An 18,276-nucleotide genomic window follows, 5' to 3' on the forward strand; every position below is an offset into this window, starting at 1 on the left:
TGTTTTACAAACACTTCAACTCAGTAGTTATTACTCCCCTGAAGCTTTAAGAACAGCATTGAGCGTTCAAAATTTTTATGAGCATTTTGTATTTATGGATTAACTTAATAAAGCGTACCTGTACTCACCCACCTCTTCCCAAGGTTATCGAATACACTGCATCAGACATAACTTACAATCCCTAACTATAAGTTACTTATATGTATGGCAACATATAAATTTTAGTATATGTGTAGTAACTTTTGTGCTTTCTGATAATCTGAATGCAAATTGGTTGACCACTATAATATGCAGTAAATAACAATGAAGTTAATACCTTTAATTCTCACCATTCTTTTAATCATGACTTTCATTACATTTCATAGCAATGCCCAAGTGAGTCGTTGTACTGATTATAACTCTGTTGTTTCAAATCTTTATAATTCAATAGAGACTCTAAACGTTAAAGAATTAAAGGAAATAAACGAATATTTAAAAAACTATTGTGCTCATAAAAATATTGAAACTCATCTTTTATTTAGCGAGTTAACAATTGCTGATGCAGAAAAAGATAGGAATAATATAGAACTCATTAGAAACAAGATTACAAGATTAAATATTTTAGATAAAAGCAATCCTCATTTTGCTTGGCACCTATACGTAATGGCTCAAAGTTGGTTTTGGGATTCAAAAACTGAAAAAGCAATTTCATTACTTAGCAAATACAAATCCTATTTCATAGGTGAACCAAAAAACTCTATTGAAGTTAGAACCTTATCTTTATTAGGAGGGTATTTTAATTATGCCGAATCGAGCATTGAAAAAGAAAAAACCTCTATTTTGATAAGGCTGAAATTAAAGCAAATGAGATTGGCGATCCTGAATTAATACTATACGTTAACTTTAGAAAAGGAGACGAAGCCTACCCCGATGTAAACATAGATAGTGCTGTTAAATTTCAAGAGAAAAAAGATAAATGGACAAATATGTTAGATTCAGTGGATTCTGGTGTAACTAAAGCTGAAGTATTACTTTATTGGGGATACTTGGAGATTGAGGACAAGAACAAAAGTTTATCAATATTAAAAGAGGCTATCCAAATACTATCTGACTTTGGGGTTAGTAGAACGGCATTAGATGGGTCGATACTTTATATTAAATTATTAAAAGATTATGGTGAAGTGTCAGAAGCTGAGTTCATGATTCATCAGTTAATGGCAGACTACGATGGCTTAATAGACGACTATCAAATGAAGACATTATATGAATGGCTCTTTGAATTTAGTACGTCACAAAAGCGATTCGAAGATGCTATGAAATATAAAAATAAGTATTACGAAAGCTTACTTATTAAAGAGGATAAATCTCAAAAAAAGTTAGATGAATTACTTTCTGAATATAAAGTTGAAGAGCAAAAAAGTGCACGTAGAATTTTAGAACAATCGCTTAAAGTAACGAACTTAGAAAAAGAAAATGAAAAACAAAAAAATTATATTTTAGTTATGTTTATCATCACGTTGACGATAGCTGTATTTTTCCTTTCTCTCATTATCTACCGAAGTCAAAAATCTAAAAATGAGTTTAGCAAATTAGCAATGATTGATGTCCTTACAGGTGCGCCGAATAGACGAGCAATTACCCTCCGAGCAACCAAAGAATTAGCCGCTGCTCAACAGAAATGTCAAAACTTAACTATACTATTGGCTGACTTAGATGACTTTAAATCTATAAATGATATTTATGGACATGATGTCGGGGATTTAGTACTAAAAACATTTGCAGATATTGCTTCAGAAAATATTAGAGCATTAGATAGATTTGGTCGATGGGGAGGAGAAGAGTGGTTATTCATCTTACCAGCGACTTCGCTTGACGAAGCAAAAAATTTATTTGACCGTCTTTCTAGTAAATTATCAAAGTTTGAATTCAATGGCCTTTCAAATATCACATTTTCAATGGGAGCTGTTGAGCTTTTTAGTGATCCTAATTCAGATTTAAATTCTTTAATAAAGAAAGCCGATGATAAGCTATATATAGCTAAAAAATCTGGCAAAAACAGAATCTGCCTAAATAGCTAATTAAGAACTTTATCTTATGTGCGTATATAAGATGGAACTAAATGACAAAACTGACTTTCAGCCTGAACATACGACTGTCAAAAGGTTGTTATTTGAACGGCAACTTTTTACTTTTGAGAAAAATTAGGAAAAAATATCGCTTAGTTTAATCTAAAGATTAAGTTTTTGATTTAATTGGTAGCCCCTGCAGGAATCGAACCTGCAACTGCCCCTTAGGAGGGGGCCGTTATATCCATTTAACTAAGAGGCCGCACCGAGCTTACAGCTTACAGCTTACAGCTTACAGCTTACAGCTTACAGCTTACAGCTTACAGCTTACAGCTTACAAAAATTATAACGGCATCTTGTTTTTCATATCAAGCTAAAATTAACTTAATTGCTTGATAAATATATATCTTCTTTGTTTAACACGTACAGTGGTATGAGTTTGCGGCTGCTTGCTACAATATGTTTGCTGTGAAAATTTATAACGCGGGTGTTTACTGCTACGCCATTTGGGCGGTAAATTAACGTACCTGCTAATACATAGTTAGCCATGCTGCTTTCGCTTAGCTTTTCTATATCGCGAGATAACACAAAGTCGCCTCTGTTTGATACATCAATGTTGTCCATGGTTTTAAAATCTACCACGCCGTAGCCAAATTTTTGCAGCTGATGAATAAACGTCTCTGCTAATTGATTACCCAACTGATTACTTTTATTAAGCGATGCGTCTAAATCTACAATGGTGGTAACCGCTATGTTGATGCTGTTGTTATCGGGCGCTTCGGCTTCAAGCGTATCGACTAAATCCAGCGCCATTTGCTCTACATAGTTTGCCAGCGTTTTGTGGTGTTTAAGCGGTGTAAACTGCCTTGCTGTGTCGTACTCACTTTGCTGCTGCACAGATTGGTTGGCATGCACTGGCGTTGGTTGGCTACTTTGCGTTAGCACGGTGTAGTCTGAGCGTGTGTTTATGCTTTCGTTATGCTCATTATTTTGCGTTATTGAACAGCCAGTTAATGCTAACGTTGCCGTTAGCCCCGCTATAGCAGATAGTTTGTAAAACATGGTCAACCTCACTCGCTGGCTTGTTTAAGCATAATTCCGTCGGTGCGATAGCTACTGTTTAGCGCATCCACCACTGATTGAGGAATAAACCCTTGCGCACTGCCCACTACCGCTTTACTTTTAATGCCCACTATTCGTGCATTTACCAGTACGCCGCCTTGGTGGCTCACAAGTGTTCCTGCTAATACGTAATTAAAGTTTTGATCTTGGTTTAGCTCTAGGTAGTCGCGGCTAAATACAAAGTCGCCTGCGGGGGTTACTCGCATATAATCGGTGGTTTTAAAATCGATAACCGGTACTCCAAAACTATGCAGCTCGTGCATAAAGCTTTCGGCTATTTGGTTACCTAACAGGCTTCCATCGCTGTAGTCATCATCTAAAAATACAAAGCTAGAAACGGCAAGTGGCGTTTTGTCGTTTACGTATTGCAGGTTTTCGACCATGTCTTGCATTATACCGCGCACATAATGGTTTATATTTTTGCGTTTTGCGGGGGCACTTTTGGTGTAGTTACTTTGCTTGTTTAAATTAGACTGAAATAACGTTTCATTTGGTGCAGGTGCTTTTACCGCACGTTGCTCTGAAACAAGCTGGGCTGCATTATCTTGCTCAACTTGCTCCGGCTCTGAATGTAGCGAATTTAACATTTGCGAACAGCCAAAGCCTAATGGCAAACATAGGGTAATTAATAGGTTTCTCATGGTGTGCTCCTGATTAATATTCGCTGCGGTACAAAGAGCCGTCACGCTGCTGAATTTTTTCGTTTCCCCACATTACATTTATAGGGATCTCTATGCTGCCTGCCGACAGTACTTGCTTGTTTTCAATATTAACGAGTCGTGCATTAACTATATAAGCATGCTGTTGGCGCGTTACAGTGCCGGTGATGACTAAGTCAATATTTTGGCGATTGCGTAATTTACTTAAGTCGCGGCTTAATATGCTGTCTGCGTTTTGCGCTAATATAAGGTTATTGCCAAGGCGGTACTCAACGGTATGATAGCCAAGCTGGGTAAATTGCGTTAATAAGCTTTCTTGAATTTGTAAGCTCAAACCCGAGGCCTGCCCTGCTACTAGCTTAGTATCTAAAGCATCGGCATAAAAAAAGCTACTCACACCAATGCGCGCATTGGCATTTAAAGCGCCATTTACATGGTTAAGCTGCGAGGTTAGATTTGCTACATACTCGTTAACGGTATAGGGTGCCATTGCTGCTTTTGGCGCGTCAGTAGGCACACTCGGCTCTGGGGGCGGAACCAAGTTGCAAGCAGTTAAATTTAACAATACTAAAGGCAGTAAAAGGCGCATAGTTGCCGTCCTCTTTAAAACATACCGAGGATAAAGCAATTATTATGCCTAATTAACCTAAACTCTGGATAATAAACCTATCTCTAGCCAGAGATAATAAATTTAAGTATCAAGATAGTTCAATATGCTAGTAAGGCTCTTAACCAGAGTTCAGGTTAATTAACTTTGAGGCGTTTTCACGTAGTAGGTTACAAAGCAGGTATTATTGTTTATTAATGACTTACATGCATCCTTTGCTGCTTCTTTTGTTTTAAACGCACCAAGCTTTAATCTATAAAAGGTGTGCTGGTCAATCAGTACTTGCTCGGTATTTACTTCAAGCTTATTTGAGGCCGATTGAAATTGCTTTATAGCCGCTTCAAGTACCGCTTTATTTTTATACGCCCCCACTTGCACAGCAAACAGCGCATTTGTATTCACAACAGCTAAGTGGTTAGTTTGCTGTGGTTTTGGCTGCGCGTTAAGTTGTTTTAATTTATCTACTGTGCGCTGTAATTCACTTTCTAGCTTTAACAGTCTTTCTAGTTGAGGCTTGGTTTGTTGCCACTGCTGCGCTGACTCTTTGAGTACGGCTAAGTCATCTTTTTTAATGAGCATCGCCTGCTTTTGGGCCGTTGCTAGTGCGTGAGCACTGTTTGCTAATGCAAAGCCTAAAACTAATGAGGCTAAAAAATCCTTGTAGTGCAGCATAAGTATGTTGTTAATTTGGGTAATAGTGAGCGCTATTTTAACAGCCAATCAACGCTAAGCAAGTCACGCGTGCTACGGCCTATTGCGCTTTTATACCAATTAGCTTAATTAAGTAATCTATTTAGAGGATAGTAAAACGTATTGATAGCTAGACAAAAAATTTGCTATTTAGTTGTTCTAAACGAGATTTATTAACGCACAACGCAACACGATTAGGCCCATAAAATGATTATTTATTATTGCGGGTTGGTATCACTATTAAAGTTTAATTGGCTTATCGGTGTAGTTACTTACAATGCAGTCGAGCTTATACATTTTAAATACTTCACAGTCGGCTTTGGCATTTTTAAGGTTTTTATAAGAGCCAAGCTTTAAGCGATAAAAGGTTTTATCATTTATTTTTGCGGTTTCTACGTTGGTTAATATTTTATCTCTAAATAGTGGCGCTGCTTTGGTATTTAGTTCTTGCCAAGCCTTGGCTACATCCTGCTTAGAATCAACTGAGGCAACTTGTAATGCAAATACATGTTTAGGGGTATTAAGCTTTATAGTTTGCTTTTGGTTATTGTTAGCAGCTTTGTAAGTTTGCTGACGACGTGGCTTATTACTGGTTGTACGCGAAGGCGTGCGAGTGTAACGGCTGCTGTAGGCAGGGCTTGCATTAGATTGTGCAATAGCTTTAGAGTTTATTATATCTATATGATTAACCAGGTAAGTAATTTCTTTTTCAAGCTTTAAAATACGCTCTATACCGGCGCGTGCTTGCTGCCATTGCATTGCGGCATCTTTTAATTGCGCAAGCTCTAGTGCAGTTATCGATACGTAATCGGGCGTGGTGTTAGGTATATCATTATCAACAGCAGGTTTAGCGGTAGGCGTAATAGAGCACGCCGTGCCAAACGTAAGCGTAAAAAGGCATACAAAAAAGTGTTTATAGTATTTTTTTAATTTAAGCATGTACCCGTTATCCTGAAAGCAGTGCCTGTGCACTTACATTTCAGTTAAACATTCTCACAAGAAAGCGTTTAACTTAGCAATTTAAACAATGAGCGATTTTTGCTCCCGCACGCTAATTTACCTGCATAGATAAAATTAACATGACCCTTCCGTGAGTTTGGCTTTTAATACAACTTTGATGCCAATTAACATAAACTTTACAATATAAATTACGTTATGTTGCTATATAACGCAAGTCAAATTCAGAACATAATTAAGCGTAGACCATCTTTATTACTGGCGGCGTTAAAATTAAGTAAAGCCTTACCTATTTTGCTATTAATAATGTAGCACTAAAAAAGGCGCCTAAACAGGCGCCTTGGTGGGTAATTTAATAAAACCTAAATTAACGATTTAATAAATGTTTTTAAATCATCTGCAAACTCGTCGCGGCGCAAAGCAAACTCTATCGTTGCTTTTAAGTAGCCTATTTTACTACCACAATCGTGGCTGCGGCCTTTCATTGCGTACGCGTCTACTTTTTCTTGCTGCATTAGCATGGCAATTGCATCTGTAAGTTGAATTTCGTTGCCAGCCCCTTGCGGCGTTTTAGCAAGCAGTGGCCAGATGTTTTCGCTTAATACATAACGCCCTACTACCGATAGGTTTGAAGGTGCTTCATCTATTGGCGGTTTTTCTACCATGTTAATAATTGGCGAGCTTTCACCTTGGTGAAGCTCTACGTCACCTAAATCAACAACACCAAATTTGTCTACTTCGTCCATTGGTACTGGCTCAACCATAATTTGGCTGTGCTTAGTTTCTTCAAAACGGGCGATCATCTCTGCTAGGTTGTCTTTTTTAAGGTCGCTCTCTACGTCATCAACAATTACATCTGGCAAAATAACCACAAAAGGTTCGTTGCCAATAATTGGCGCTGCACAGTTAATTGCATGACCTAAGCCTTTGGCTTCGCCTTGGCGTACGTGAATAATGGTCACATCTTTAGGGCAAATTGCCTGTACTTCGGCAAGTAATTGCCGCTTTACACGTTTTTCAAGCGTGGCTTCTAGCTCAAAGCTGGTATCAAAATGGTTTTCGATAGAGTTTTTACTTGAGTGCGTTACAAGTACAATCTCTTTAACGCCTGCTGCTACCGCTTCATTTACTACATATTGAATAAGCGGGCGGTCTACCACAGGGAGCATCTCTTTAGGAATAGCTTTTGTGGCAGGTAACATACGCGTTCCAAGGCCTGCTACTGGGATCACTGCTTTCATCTTGTTCTCCTTAATCTTATTATACTGAAAACGGATATTGGATTGGTTCGTGGCATTGATAGCCTACTACTTCAAAATCGTCTCGTGTTACCCATGTTTCTATATCTTCTAGTGATTTTATGTTTGGGTTAATATTTAATTGCGGTGAGTCAAACGGCTCACGTGTTAGCTGTACATCGCGCATTAACGGTAACTGGTTTTCGTAAATATGCGCATTAGCAATTTTATGATACGCCTTACCTGCTTTATGGCCGGTAATTTGCGCCACCAATGCCAGTAATACAAAACACTGAATTTGATTAAAATTAAGGCCCAGCGGCACATCGCAACTGCGCTGATACGATGTTAAATACAGCGTGTCGCCAAGCAGCGAAAACGTATGCGTGTGCATACATGGGCGCAAGCAACCAAGCTCAAACTCACCAGGATTATAAAAGGTAATTATTTCACCTCTGTCATCAATCCCGTTTTTTAAGTTATTTATTACTTTAGCAAGCTGATCGAGCGTTGAGCCATCTGGGCGCTGCCAATTACGCCCTTGCACGCCGTAAACGCGGCCCATGTCGTCCTCGCCTTTGCGGTTAGGGTTATTTAGCCATGCGTTATTATCGTTTGCGTTTGCATCCCACGTTTTACAGCCTATATCGCGAAACTGCGCTGCGCTATCGTACCCTCGTAAGTAACCTAAAAGCTCTGCTATAGCGGCTTTGTAGTAACTTTTACGAGTGGTGATCATAGGAAATTTATTATTACCTACATCGTATTCTAAGTCGGCATTAATAACGGTTAAGCAGCGCGTGCCTGTGCGTTTGTTTTCTACCCATACACCTTCGTCAACGATGCGCTGACATAATTTTAAATATTGTTTCATGATCTGTTCTTACTATGCCTTTGCTGCGGTTACAGGTTGCGGTTTTTTGTACGCCCAAATTAATAGCCCTAGGCCACCAATTATCATAGGTAACGAGAGTATTTGGCCCATTGAGATAAAATCGGCAAATAGGCCAAGCTGCGCATCTGGTTGGCGGAAATATTCAATACAAAATCTAAATACGCCGTACCCTAATAAAAATACACCGGCTACACTGCCTGCAGGGCGAGGCTTTTTGATAAACCATAATAAAATTAAAAACAGGACTAGCCCTTCAAAAAAGGCTTCGTATAACTGCGATGGGTGACGCGCAAGCGGCCCACCCGTTGGAAATACCATTGCCCATGGCACATCGCTTACGCGGCCCCATAACTCGCCATTTATAAAGTTACCAATACGCCCTGCTAATAAGCCTACCGGAACCAGCGGCACCACAAAATCTCCCACTGCAAATAGTGATTTTTTGCGGGTTTTGGCAAATAGTATAATAGCGGTAATAACCCCTAATGTTCCGCCGTGGAACGACATACCGCCTTGGTCAATTCTAAATAAATACAATGGATTTTCTAAAAAGTAACTAAACTGATAAAACAATACATAGCCAATTCTGCCGCCTAAAATAACCCCTAGCATGCCGTAAAAAAGCAAGTCGCTAACTTGCTCTTTAGTCCAACCAGAGTTTGGTTTTTCGGCTTGACGATTAGCAAACCACATCGCAAATGCAAAACCAATTAAATACATTAAACCGTACCAACGTACGCTTAGCGGTCCAACAGAAAAAATTATTGGATCGATTTGAGGAAACTCAAGTGCCATAAATAAACCTTTAGCTAAAAACCATTTTAAGTGCGATGAGCACAAGCAACACCGCGAAAATTTTCTTTATTATATTAACAGGTAAATAATGAGTTGCTTTAGCCCCTAAGGGCGCCACAAACCACGATGTTATTACAATACCAAATAATGCAGGTAAGTATACAAACCCTGCGAACCCATGGGCTAAATCGGTTACCTGCCAGCCTGCGCTTATATAACCAATAGAGCCAAATAGCGCGATAACAATGCCGCTCGCTGATGCACAGCCTATCGCTTTTTTCATATCAACTGAAAAGTAATTAAGCATAGGGGCAATAAGTGCGCCGCCACCAATACCTATTAAACCAGAAAGCGCGCCCATAAGGGCAGAAATGCTCCCTAAAATAACCCCTTTTGGTAGCGGTTTTTCTTTAAGCGATTTACTACGTGATGCCAACACCATTCTGCCTGCAATAAACACAACACTAATTGCAAACACGCTGCGTAATGCTTGTTCGGGTATTAAACTTGCGGCAAAGCCACTTATTAACGCGCCTAAGCCTACACCCGACATAACCCACGGTGCAATTTGCCATGGCACATTATCATTTTTATGATGAGCCAAGACTGAAGAAGTAGAAGTGAATAAAATAGAGGCAAGCGATGTTGCAATAGAAATAACTAATACGTGATCAGGTGAAGTAACGTCAAACATCAGTAATAAGCTACTTAAAACAGGCACAATAATTAAACCGCCGCCTATCCCTAATAGCCCTGCTAAAAAGCCAACTACACAGCCAAGTAGCGCACAACTGGCCACGAGTAAAGCTAAGTCATACATAGTGTTCTCAAATACCTTTTCGTGCGCCTATATTAAAGGATTATAAAGTTAATAGCATCTTTAAGCGCTGCATTATTTGGCGGTATAAAAAAGATCGCCTAATTGGTGTTCAATCATAAAATTGCGCGTTAAGCGCAGTACCTGTTTAGCGTTCGATTGCACTAAGCACTCTGCGAGTAATTGCTGCATATCGTTAATTTTTAAACGCCTTAAAATCCACTTTACTTTAATTAACGACGACATGTTCATACTTAAATGCCTATAGCCCATGGCAATGAGTAAAATAGCGCCCTCTGGCTCGCCGCCTAGCTCGCCACATAAACTAAAGGGTAAACAGTGTTTATTACATTCATTCGCTACTTTATTTAATACCCTTAACACACCGGGGTGATATGGGTTAAATAATTGAGCCACGCGCGCATTTGCTCTATCGACAGCAAGTAAGTATTGCGTTAAATCGTTACTGCCCACTGAGCAAAAATCTACTTTTTTAGCCCACTCGTCGAGCATAAATATACTTGAGGGTACTTCAAGCATAATGCCCACTTCTGGGCGCTCCAAGTTTTGCTCTGGGTGTTTTTCTGCCAGTTCAAAATAAGCTTGTTCAAATAACGCGAGCGCTTCGTCTACCTCTTCTGTACCGCTGATCATAGGCAGCATTATTTTTAAATTACCTAAGCCCATATTTGCTTTTAACATGGCTTTGAGCTGATCTAAAAATAGCTCTGGATGGTCAAGGCTTATGCGTATGCCGCGCCACCCTAAAAAGGGATTTTCTTCGGTAATATTAAAGTAATCTAAAACCTTGTCGCCACCAATATCTAGGGTTCGCATAACCACTGGCGCCGGGTGGTAACTTTTTAGTACCTCCCTATACCAGTTTTCTTGCTCAGCTTGCGATGGAAATTGCCCCTTTTGCATAAACCATGCTTCGGTACGATAAAGCCCTACCCCATCGCAAATATGCGCACTGCTTTGCTCGGTATTAAGCTCAAGCCCTGCATTTAGCATTAAATTTATTTGCTCACCATCTAAGGTAACCGACTGCGCACTTTGCTCTGCTAAAAAGCGGTTATTGAGTAGTTTATCTTGGTGCTTTAACTGTGCGTATTCATCGAGTAACACTTGCGAAGGAGAAATATATAAACGCCCAGCAAAGGCATCTAAAATCATTGGTTTGGCATCAAATTGCAATAAGGGTAAATCTTCAATACCCCAAATAGCCGGTATTCCCATCGCTCGGGTTAATATAGAGGCATGGCTATTGGCTGAGCCATTCACACTCACTACACCCGCTAAATGCCCGTTGGGTACTTCAGCCAGCATGGCGGGCGTTAAGGTATTCGCAATTAATATGGTATTGGGTGGGTAATCTTTTACTGCGTGTTCTGTGTTTACTAGGTGGTGTAATACCCTTAAACCAATGTCTTTTACATCAACTGCGCGCTCTTTAATGTAGGGATCTTGCATGGCATTAAACTGCGAAATAAGCCGCTCAATAACAATTTTTAAGGCGCTTTTTGCGCACCAGCCCTCTTGTAACTGTACCTCAACATTGTGGCCTAAACTTTTCGCATCAAGTAATTGTTGGTATACATCAAATACCGCGAGTGCTTCACGCGGGATTGAGTCACTCAAGGTCATAGACAGGGTATTAAATTCTTTGCGGGTGGCAGCAACGGCTTGTGTAAACAAACGGCGTTGCTCGGCGCTATCAGGATCTTTTTTTAGCTCTATAGATTTAAAATCAAGCTTGGGCAGTACCACAAAGGCTTGGCCAATCCCAATACCTGGCGCACTCGACACCCCTTTGAGCACTGAGGTTTGGTGTGATGATTCGTCTTGGCGTAAAAGCTCTTTTATTTCAGCATGCGCAAGTTGCGAGGCTAGCTGCGCTGAAAGGGTAATTAAAAACGACTCTTCGTCTTGGCTAAAAACCCGCGCCATTTTTTGTTGTACAACAATAACGCCCAATACCTTTTTTTGATGCACCACAGGTACAGACAAAAAAGCATTGTAACCTTCTTCGTTTACTTCGGGGGAGAGCTTAAAACGCGGATGAGATTTTGCAAAAGCTATATTAATGGGCTCTTCTCGCTGGGCTACTAAACCTACAAGCCCTTCGGTAAAACCAATTCTAAACTTACCTACGGCGTCGGGGTTAAGGCCTTCGGTTGCCATAAGTACAAAGTTATCTTGGCTGTAGTCGGCAAAATAAATAGAGCAGCACTGGGTTTTCATGGCCTCTTTAACCATTTTCACAAAGCACACTAAGGCACTGTCTAAATTCGCTTGTTGCGAAACAGACTCAGCAATAGTTCTAAGTGTTGCCAGCATTACCTGCTCCTTATTTTATAATTATGCTACTACCTTTTGTGTCGCCACTGTTCTTTATGATGTTCTCTTTTATTAAAAGGCATTGCAAACGGTGCAAACTCTTTCATCACCCGTCTGTATACATCGCGTTTAAACGATACCACTTGCCTTACTGGGTACCAATAACTCACCCAGCGCCAATCATCAAACTCGGGATGATGTGTTTTAAGCAAGTTTACATCTTCATCTTTGCAACGCAGTTTTAATAAAAACCATTTTTGTTTTTGCCCAATACACACCGGACTAGAGTCGCGGCGAATTAATCGCTTGGGTAATTTATAGCGTAACCAATGTTTTGAGCTTGCAACTATTTCTACATCTTCTGGTCGCAAACCTACTTCTTCGTGTAATTCACGGTACATGGTTTGTTCGGGTGTTTCTCCGTCATCAACACCGCCTTGGGGAAATTGCCAAGAATGTTGACCGTAACGTCTAGCCCAAAAAACCTGCCCCTGATTATTGCAAATTACAATTCCGACATTGGCACGAAAACCTTCGGCATCAATCACCTTAGTGCCTCATTTGTAAGTCGATTTTTAATGATTGTTCCACATTAGCTGCAATTCGGCAAACACTATTATCCCCAAAGTCATCACGCCCTAATCGCACGTTTACTATTTACACTGTGCATAACGACTTAACATTAAATTAGCACTGAGTAATTACAAGGATAAAATAACCCTTAATTGACGCAACTTTTAGCAAAAAAAGCTAAGCTATGCCTTGATTATTATGTTTAGTGCTATTTACTCACAGCTTGTGTATAACTTTTGATAAACAAGGCTATTTTGCAAACAAGTCCACAATAGCAGATCTAAAAACTCGCTTTCTCCACAGATTCTGTGGATAAACATGTTTATATAGTTGTATTTATCCCATATAGAATTTGCTAACTTAATTAAAGCTGAATGAGTTAATTGAAAATATTAAAGCTAGTCAGTCACTTACAGTTAAACTGTGACTTTTTGGGGTGAGCAAAATTACGCCAAACACAGTACGTATAAAAAACAACCAAAAGCAAAGATATCCACCTTACGGGGGTTTTGCTATCATGGCGCTGTTAATTATTCAAGGTAAATGAGTAGCATGCGACCAACAAAACCCCATTCAATTAATGACTTAATGCAACGCGTAAACGCTATTGCTGGTTTAACATTAGGGCAATTAGCCTCTCAATACAGCTTTAAAACCCCTGACGACCTATTACGCGAAAAAGGCTGGACCGGGCAACTTATTGAATACGTGTTAGGCGCTACTGCAGGCTCAAAACCCCTCCCCGACTTTGAAGATTTAGGCATTGAATTAAAAACACTGCCTATTTCGTATAAAGGAAAACCCTTAGAAACCACTTTTGTGTCGGTTACCCCCCTTATAAACGTAACCGGCATGACGTGGCATACAAGCGCTGTGCGTAAAAAACTCAATCATGTTTTATGGCTGCCTATATTGAGTGAGCGCGATATTGCGCCTTTTGATAGAACCATTGGCAGTGGTTTTTTATGGCAGCCTACGCCTGAGCAAGATACGTTGCTACAACGTGATTGGGAAGAACAAATGGAGTTAATAGCGCTTGGGCGAGTTGATGAAATATCGGGCCATTTAGGTGATGCCATTCAAATTAGGCCAAAAGCCGCTAATAGCAAAGTGGTTACTGATGCTATTGGTCCAAATGGGCAAACAATAAAAACCTTACCGCGTGGTTTTTATTTAAAAACCAGTTTTACAGGGGCTATTTTAAAGCAGCAGTTTCAGCTCTGAGCTTTGCAGAAAATATTATGAGTTAAGCAAACCCTGTTTCGCACTACTTGCGCGAGTCAGCGAGCTTAACGCCTACAAGATATTTCACCTTTTTTAATAAAACAATTTGTGGTTTAAATAAAGAGTTTTCACTTTTCTTGTACCCTCTTTTCGCACTGCGTGCGCGCGTCAGCAAGCTTAACGCCTACAAAGCATTCTCATCTCTTTAAAAAAGTATCAGGCATAAAAAATCCCCGCATTAGCGAGGATTTTATTATCTAAAATTAAAAATAAGATTCTATATAAAATAGAATTACTGACCTTTAACTTCTTTAAGACCGTTGTAAGGTGCTTTAGAACCTAGCGCTTCTTCAATGCGAAGAAGTTGGTTGTACTTAGCAACACGGTCAGAACGGCTCAATGAACCTGTTTTAATTTGACCAGCAGCAGTACCTACCGCTAAATCAGCAATAGTTGCATCTTCTGTTTCGCCAGAACGGTGCGAAATAACAACTGTAAAGCCTGCATCTTTAGCCATTTTGATTGCTGCTAACGTTTCAGTTAGTGAACCAATTTGGTTAAATTTAATTAGGATTGAGTTAGCAATACCGTTATCAATACCGCGTTTTAAAATCTTTGTGTTAGTTACGAATAAATCATCGCCTACTAATTGGATTTTATCGCCCATTAATTTAGTTTGGTGTGCAAAGCCATCCCAATCTGACTCATCTAAGCCATCTTCAATAGATACAATTGGGTATTGCTCAGTTAAATCTTTTAAGAAGTAGTTAAACTCTTCTGAAGTGAACTTTTTGCCTTCACCTTTCAGATCGTAAATGTTTGCTTCTTTGTCGTAAAACTCAGAGGCTGCACAGTCCATAGCCAGTGTAATATCTTTACCTAGCTCGTAACCTGCGTTTGCTACAGCTGTTTTAATAGCAGCAAGTGCCGCTTCGTTTGATGCAAGGTTTGGTGCAAAACCACCTTCATCACCTACCGCTGTAGAGTGGCCATCTGCTTTTAATACTTTAGCAAGGCTGTGGAATACTTCAGCGCCCATACGTAGGCCTTCGCGGAAGTTTTCAGCGCCAACAGGTTGGATCATAAATTCTTGAATATCTACAGAGTTATCGGCGTGCTCACCACCGTTGATGATGTTCATCATAGGTAACGGCATTGAGTAAACACCTGGTGTACCGTTTAAGTCTGCGATGTGCTCGTAAAGCTCAACTTTTTTAAATTGTGCAGCGGCTTTTGCAGTCGCTAGTGATACCGCTAAGATAGCATTTGCACCTAGTTTTTCTTTATTTTCGGTGCCATCTAAATCTAGCATTACTTTATCTACAGCACTTTGCTCTAATGCATTTTGGCCTTTTAGCGCATCCGCAATTTCGTTGTTAATAAAACCAACTGCGTTTAATACGCCTTTACCTAAGTAACGGGCTTTGTCACCATCACGTAGCTCTAGTGCTTCGCGAGTACCTGTTGATGCACCTGAAGGAGCGGCAGCGCGGCCCCAAGAACCATCAGCTAAATATACATCAGCTTCAACAGTAGGGTTACCACGCGAGTCCATAATTTCGCGACCAATTACTTTTACGATTTCTGACATCTTGATTCCTCTATATTCCCAAAATGGTGAGTTCAGCTAACTTTACTACGTTTTATATCTTTTAGTCAGCCCTTTAGACAAAAAAGCCGTGCAATATGCACGGCTTTTTTTAATTACGAAGACGTTTTTTGATGAGTATGAGCGGCTGCTACAAACCCTTCAAATAACGGGTGACCATCACGTGGTGTTGACGTAAATTCCGGGTGGAATTGCGCGGCAATAAACCATGGGTGATCTTTGTTTTCGATGATCTCTACTAGTTTTTTATCTTCTGATAAACCGGTAAAGCTTAAGCCTGCTTGCTCTAATTGCTCTACAAAGTTGTTGTTTACTTCGTAGCGATGACGGTGACGTTCAATAATTTCTGTATTGCCGTACACTTCGTGCACCTTAGAACCCGGCGTTAAGTGACATTTTTGTGCGCCTAAACGCATCGTGCCACCTAAATCAGATTTTTCATCACGTATTTCAATGTTACCTTCAGCATCTAACCACTCGGTAATTAAGCCCACTACTGGCGCTTTTGAGTGAATATTAAACTCAGTTGAGTTAGCGTCGGTTAAACCTGCAACATTACGTGCGTATTCAATAAGCGCTACTTGCATACCTAAACAAATGCCTAGGTAAGGTACTTTGTTTTCACGGGCATACTTAGCCGCTAAAATTTTACCTTCAACACCACGGCCGCCAAAACCACCTGGTACTAAAATAGCGTCTAGATGAGAAAGCAGTTCTACCCCTTTGCTTTCTAAGTCTTGCGAGTCAACGTATTCAATATTAATGGTTAAACGGTTTTTAAGACCTGCATGCTTTAGTGCTTCGTTAACTGATTTGTATGCATCTGGTAGTTCAATGTACTTACCAACCATACCAATCGTTACTTCGCCAGTCGGGTTAGACTCTTGATAAAGTACTTGCTCCCATTCAACTAAATCAGCTTCTGGTGCGTCAAGGTGGAAACGACGACATACAAAGTTATCTAGCTCTTGTGATTTTAATAGCGCAGGAATTTTGTAAATGCTGTCTACGTCAGGAAGCGAAATAACCGCTTTTTCTTCAACATTTGTGAACAATGCAATTTTTGCACGTTCGTTGTTAGGCAATTTACGGTCTGAGCGACAAATAAGAATATCTGGCTGAATACCTACAGAGCGTAACTCTTTAACTGAGTGCTGTGTTGGTTTGGTTTTTACTTCGCCTGCAGGCCCTAAGAATGGCACTAGCGTTAGGTGAATAAATAGCGCGCGTTCGCGGCCAATTTCTGTACCTAACTGACGAATTGCTTCAATAAATGGTTGTGATTCAATATCACCTACTGTGCCACCAATTTCTACAATCGCAATATCATGACCTTCAGCACCGTCGTATACACGTTGCTTAATGTCATTTGTGATGTGTGGAATAACCTGAATGGTTGCACCTAAGTATTCACCACGGCGCTCACGACGTAGTACATCTTCGTACACTCGCCCTTGTGTGAAGTTGTTGCGGCTGGTCATTTTGGTGCGAATAAAACGCTCGTAGTGACCTAAATCAAGATCCGTTTCGGCGCCGTCTTCTGTAACGTATACTTCACCATGTTGAATTGGGCTCATTGTGCCTGGGTCAACGTTTATGTAAGGATCCAGCTTTAAAATGGTAACATCTAAACCGCGGGCCTCTAAAATAGCTGCCAATGACGCTGCTGCAATACCTTTACCCAACGAAGAAACAACCCCGCCAGTAACGAAGATAAATTTTGTACTCATGCGAACCCTAGAATATCAGGAATTAAAAGGAATATAACACCCGAGAAAGAGACTCTGGGTATATCATCAAGACGGGGCGAAATTGTACCAAAACAGCGTTGAGCAATCCAGCTAAAAATAGCGTTTACGCGCACAAAAAATGTTCGTTGATTAACATTAGGTTGTACTGAGCTAATCTTATTTCGCTTTTTTAATGGCTTCCCATGCTTCTTCCATTTCGTCAAGCGTTGCGCGCTCTAAACTTTTACCTTTTGCAATTAAATAACCTTGCACTTTTTCAAAGCGCGCCGAGAACTTATCGTTGGCTTGTCTAAGTAGTTGCTCTGGGTCGCGTTTAACATGGCGAGCCACATTAACTGTGGCAAATAATAAGTCGCCTATTTCTTCTGCTGTATGATCGGATGAAGGGTCGTGCTCAAGCGCTTCTTTTACTTCAAGTACTTCTTCACTTACTTTATCAAGTGCCCCGTGGTAGCTTGGCCAATCAAAACCAAGTGCGGCAACACGCTGCTGAATTTTTTTAGCTTTAGTTAGGCTTGGCATATTGGTGGGTATATCTTGCCAAAGTGAGGCTTTGCTTGGCTGTACTTTTGCTGCACGCTCTTGTGCTTTAATTGCTTGCCATTGCTTTGCTAATTGCTCGTCGGTTAATGCTTGCTTGGTGTTAAAAACATGAGGGTGACGGCGGGTAAGTTTACTATTTAGCTCACTAACCACGTCGTTAAAATCAAACATGTCCTGCTCTTTGGCAAGTTGTGCGTAAAAAACGATTTGAAACAGTAAATCACCCAGCTCATTTTTAAGCTCGTTTAAATTACCCGACTCTATGCAATCGGCCACTTCAAAGGCTTCTTCTAGCGTGTGCGGAACAATCGATTTAAAGTTTTGCTTGCGATCCCACGGGCAACCGTCGCTAGGATCGCGAAGCAACGCCATAATATCGAGTAGTTGCTCAAGTGCGTTAACGTTTGCCAT

Annotated in this window: 17 protein-coding genes and 1 tRNA gene; 3 read left to right on the forward strand and 15 right to left on the reverse strand. The window is 40.3% G+C overall.

Translation table 11 applies throughout. The features are described 5' to 3' along the window. Positions 1 to 303: 303 nt before the first annotated feature. Together EJ103_RS12305 and EJ103_RS12310 are read left to right on the forward strand one after the other, a co-directional pair. Positions 304 to 867: a hypothetical protein gene (locus EJ103_RS12305; RefSeq protein ID WP_126007899.1), complete on the forward strand. Its 564-nt coding sequence runs from the start codon at positions 304 to 306 to the stop codon at positions 865 to 867. A gap of 98 nt (positions 868 to 965) precedes the next feature. Next, the gene (locus EJ103_RS12310) at positions 966 to 2,057 is read left to right on the forward strand and encodes a GGDEF domain-containing protein (RefSeq protein WP_126007900.1); all 1,092 of its coding nucleotides are present in this window, start codon (positions 966 to 968) and stop codon (positions 2,055 to 2,057) included. A gap of 175 nt (positions 2,058 to 2,232) precedes the next feature. Here EJ103_RS12310 and EJ103_RS12315 read toward each other — a convergent pair. The 12 genes from EJ103_RS12315 to rppH all read right to left on the reverse strand — a co-directional run bounded on the left by EJ103_RS12315 (position 2,233) and on the right by rppH (position 12,713). Continuing rightward, a tRNA-Arg gene (locus EJ103_RS12315) sits at positions 2,233 to 2,307 on the reverse strand. 122 nt (positions 2,308 to 2,429) lie between these two features. After that, positions 2,430 to 3,107, reverse strand: a complete 678-nt coding sequence (locus EJ103_RS12320) for a FlgO family outer membrane protein (RefSeq protein WP_126007902.1) — start codon at positions 3,105 to 3,107, stop codon at positions 2,430 to 2,432. An 8-nt stretch (positions 3,108 to 3,115) separates the two neighbouring features. Continuing rightward, positions 3,116 to 3,808: a FlgO family outer membrane protein gene (locus tag EJ103_RS12325; RefSeq protein ID WP_126007904.1), complete on the reverse strand. Its 693-nt coding sequence runs from the start codon at positions 3,806 to 3,808 to the stop codon at positions 3,116 to 3,118. Positions 3,809 to 3,821: 13 nt separating this feature from the next. Continuing rightward, entirely contained in the window at positions 3,822 to 4,415 is a 594-nt protein-coding gene (locus EJ103_RS12330; protein ID WP_126007906.1) for a FlgO family outer membrane protein, read from the reverse strand. A 159-nt stretch (positions 4,416 to 4,574) separates the two neighbouring features. After that, the gene (locus tag EJ103_RS12335; protein WP_126007908.1) at positions 4,575 to 5,153 is read right to left on the reverse strand and encodes an SPOR domain-containing protein; all 579 of its coding nucleotides are present in this window, start codon (positions 5,151 to 5,153) and stop codon (positions 4,575 to 4,577) included. A 210-nt stretch (positions 5,154 to 5,363) separates the two neighbouring features. Further along, the gene (locus EJ103_RS12340; protein ID WP_126007909.1) at positions 5,364 to 6,062 is read right to left on the reverse strand and encodes an SPOR domain-containing protein; all 699 of its coding nucleotides are present in this window, start codon (positions 6,060 to 6,062) and stop codon (positions 5,364 to 5,366) included. A gap of 380 nt (positions 6,063 to 6,442) precedes the next feature. Further along, a complete protein-coding gene (gene galU, locus EJ103_RS12345; RefSeq protein ID WP_121637835.1) occupies positions 6,443 to 7,321 on the reverse strand; it encodes a UTP--glucose-1-phosphate uridylyltransferase GalU in 879 nt (292 codons plus the stop codon). 19 nt (positions 7,322 to 7,340) lie between these two features. After that, positions 7,341 to 8,192, reverse strand: coding sequence for a thymidylate synthase (locus EJ103_RS12350; protein WP_004586243.1), 852 nt, complete (start codon positions 8,190 to 8,192; stop codon positions 7,341 to 7,343). A gap of 12 nt (positions 8,193 to 8,204) precedes the next feature. Beyond that, a complete protein-coding gene (lgt, locus tag EJ103_RS12355; protein WP_004586242.1) occupies positions 8,205 to 9,008 on the reverse strand; it encodes a prolipoprotein diacylglyceryl transferase in 804 nt (267 codons plus the stop codon). Between the two features lie 10 nt (positions 9,009 to 9,018). Next, positions 9,019 to 9,828 carry a sulfite exporter TauE/SafE family protein gene (locus tag EJ103_RS12360; protein WP_096041290.1) on the reverse strand — a complete coding sequence of 270 codons (810 nt, stop codon included), beginning with the start codon at positions 9,826 to 9,828 and terminating at the stop codon, positions 9,019 to 9,021. Positions 9,829 to 9,900: 72 nt separating this feature from the next. Next, positions 9,901 to 12,165 carry a phosphoenolpyruvate--protein phosphotransferase gene (ptsP, locus tag EJ103_RS12365; protein WP_126007911.1) on the reverse strand — a complete coding sequence of 755 codons (2,265 nt, stop codon included), beginning with the start codon at positions 12,163 to 12,165 and terminating at the stop codon, positions 9,901 to 9,903. 29 nt (positions 12,166 to 12,194) lie between these two features. After that, positions 12,195 to 12,713 carry an RNA pyrophosphohydrolase gene (rppH, locus tag EJ103_RS12370; protein WP_004586239.1) on the reverse strand — a complete coding sequence of 173 codons (519 nt, stop codon included), beginning with the start codon at positions 12,711 to 12,713 and terminating at the stop codon, positions 12,195 to 12,197. Between the two features lie 577 nt (positions 12,714 to 13,290). On the opposite strand from rppH, the gene mutH reads away from it, so the two are divergent. Beyond that, positions 13,291 to 13,962, forward strand: coding sequence for a DNA mismatch repair endonuclease MutH (gene mutH / locus EJ103_RS12375; RefSeq protein WP_126007912.1), 672 nt, complete (start codon positions 13,291 to 13,293; stop codon positions 13,960 to 13,962). A gap of 292 nt (positions 13,963 to 14,254) precedes the next feature. Here mutH and eno read toward each other — a convergent pair whose 3' ends face one another. From eno to mazG, 3 genes are all read right to left on the reverse strand, one after another. Next, a complete protein-coding gene (gene eno / locus EJ103_RS12380) occupies positions 14,255 to 15,553 on the reverse strand; it encodes a phosphopyruvate hydratase (protein ID WP_029771921.1) in 1,299 nt (432 codons plus the stop codon). Between the two features lie 113 nt (positions 15,554 to 15,666). Continuing rightward, the gene (locus EJ103_RS12385) at positions 15,667 to 17,301 is read right to left on the reverse strand and encodes a CTP synthase (protein ID WP_004586236.1); all 1,635 of its coding nucleotides are present in this window, start codon (positions 17,299 to 17,301) and stop codon (positions 15,667 to 15,669) included. Positions 17,302 to 17,478: 177 nt separating this feature from the next. After that, positions 17,479 to 18,276: a nucleoside triphosphate pyrophosphohydrolase gene (gene mazG, locus EJ103_RS12390; RefSeq protein ID WP_126008773.1), complete on the reverse strand. Its 798-nt coding sequence runs from the start codon at positions 18,274 to 18,276 to the stop codon at positions 17,479 to 17,481.

Source organism: Pseudoalteromonas sp. Xi13 (genome assembly GCF_003952205.1).
GTDB classification, from domain to species: Bacteria; Pseudomonadota; Gammaproteobacteria; order Enterobacterales; family Alteromonadaceae; genus Pseudoalteromonas; species Pseudoalteromonas atlantica.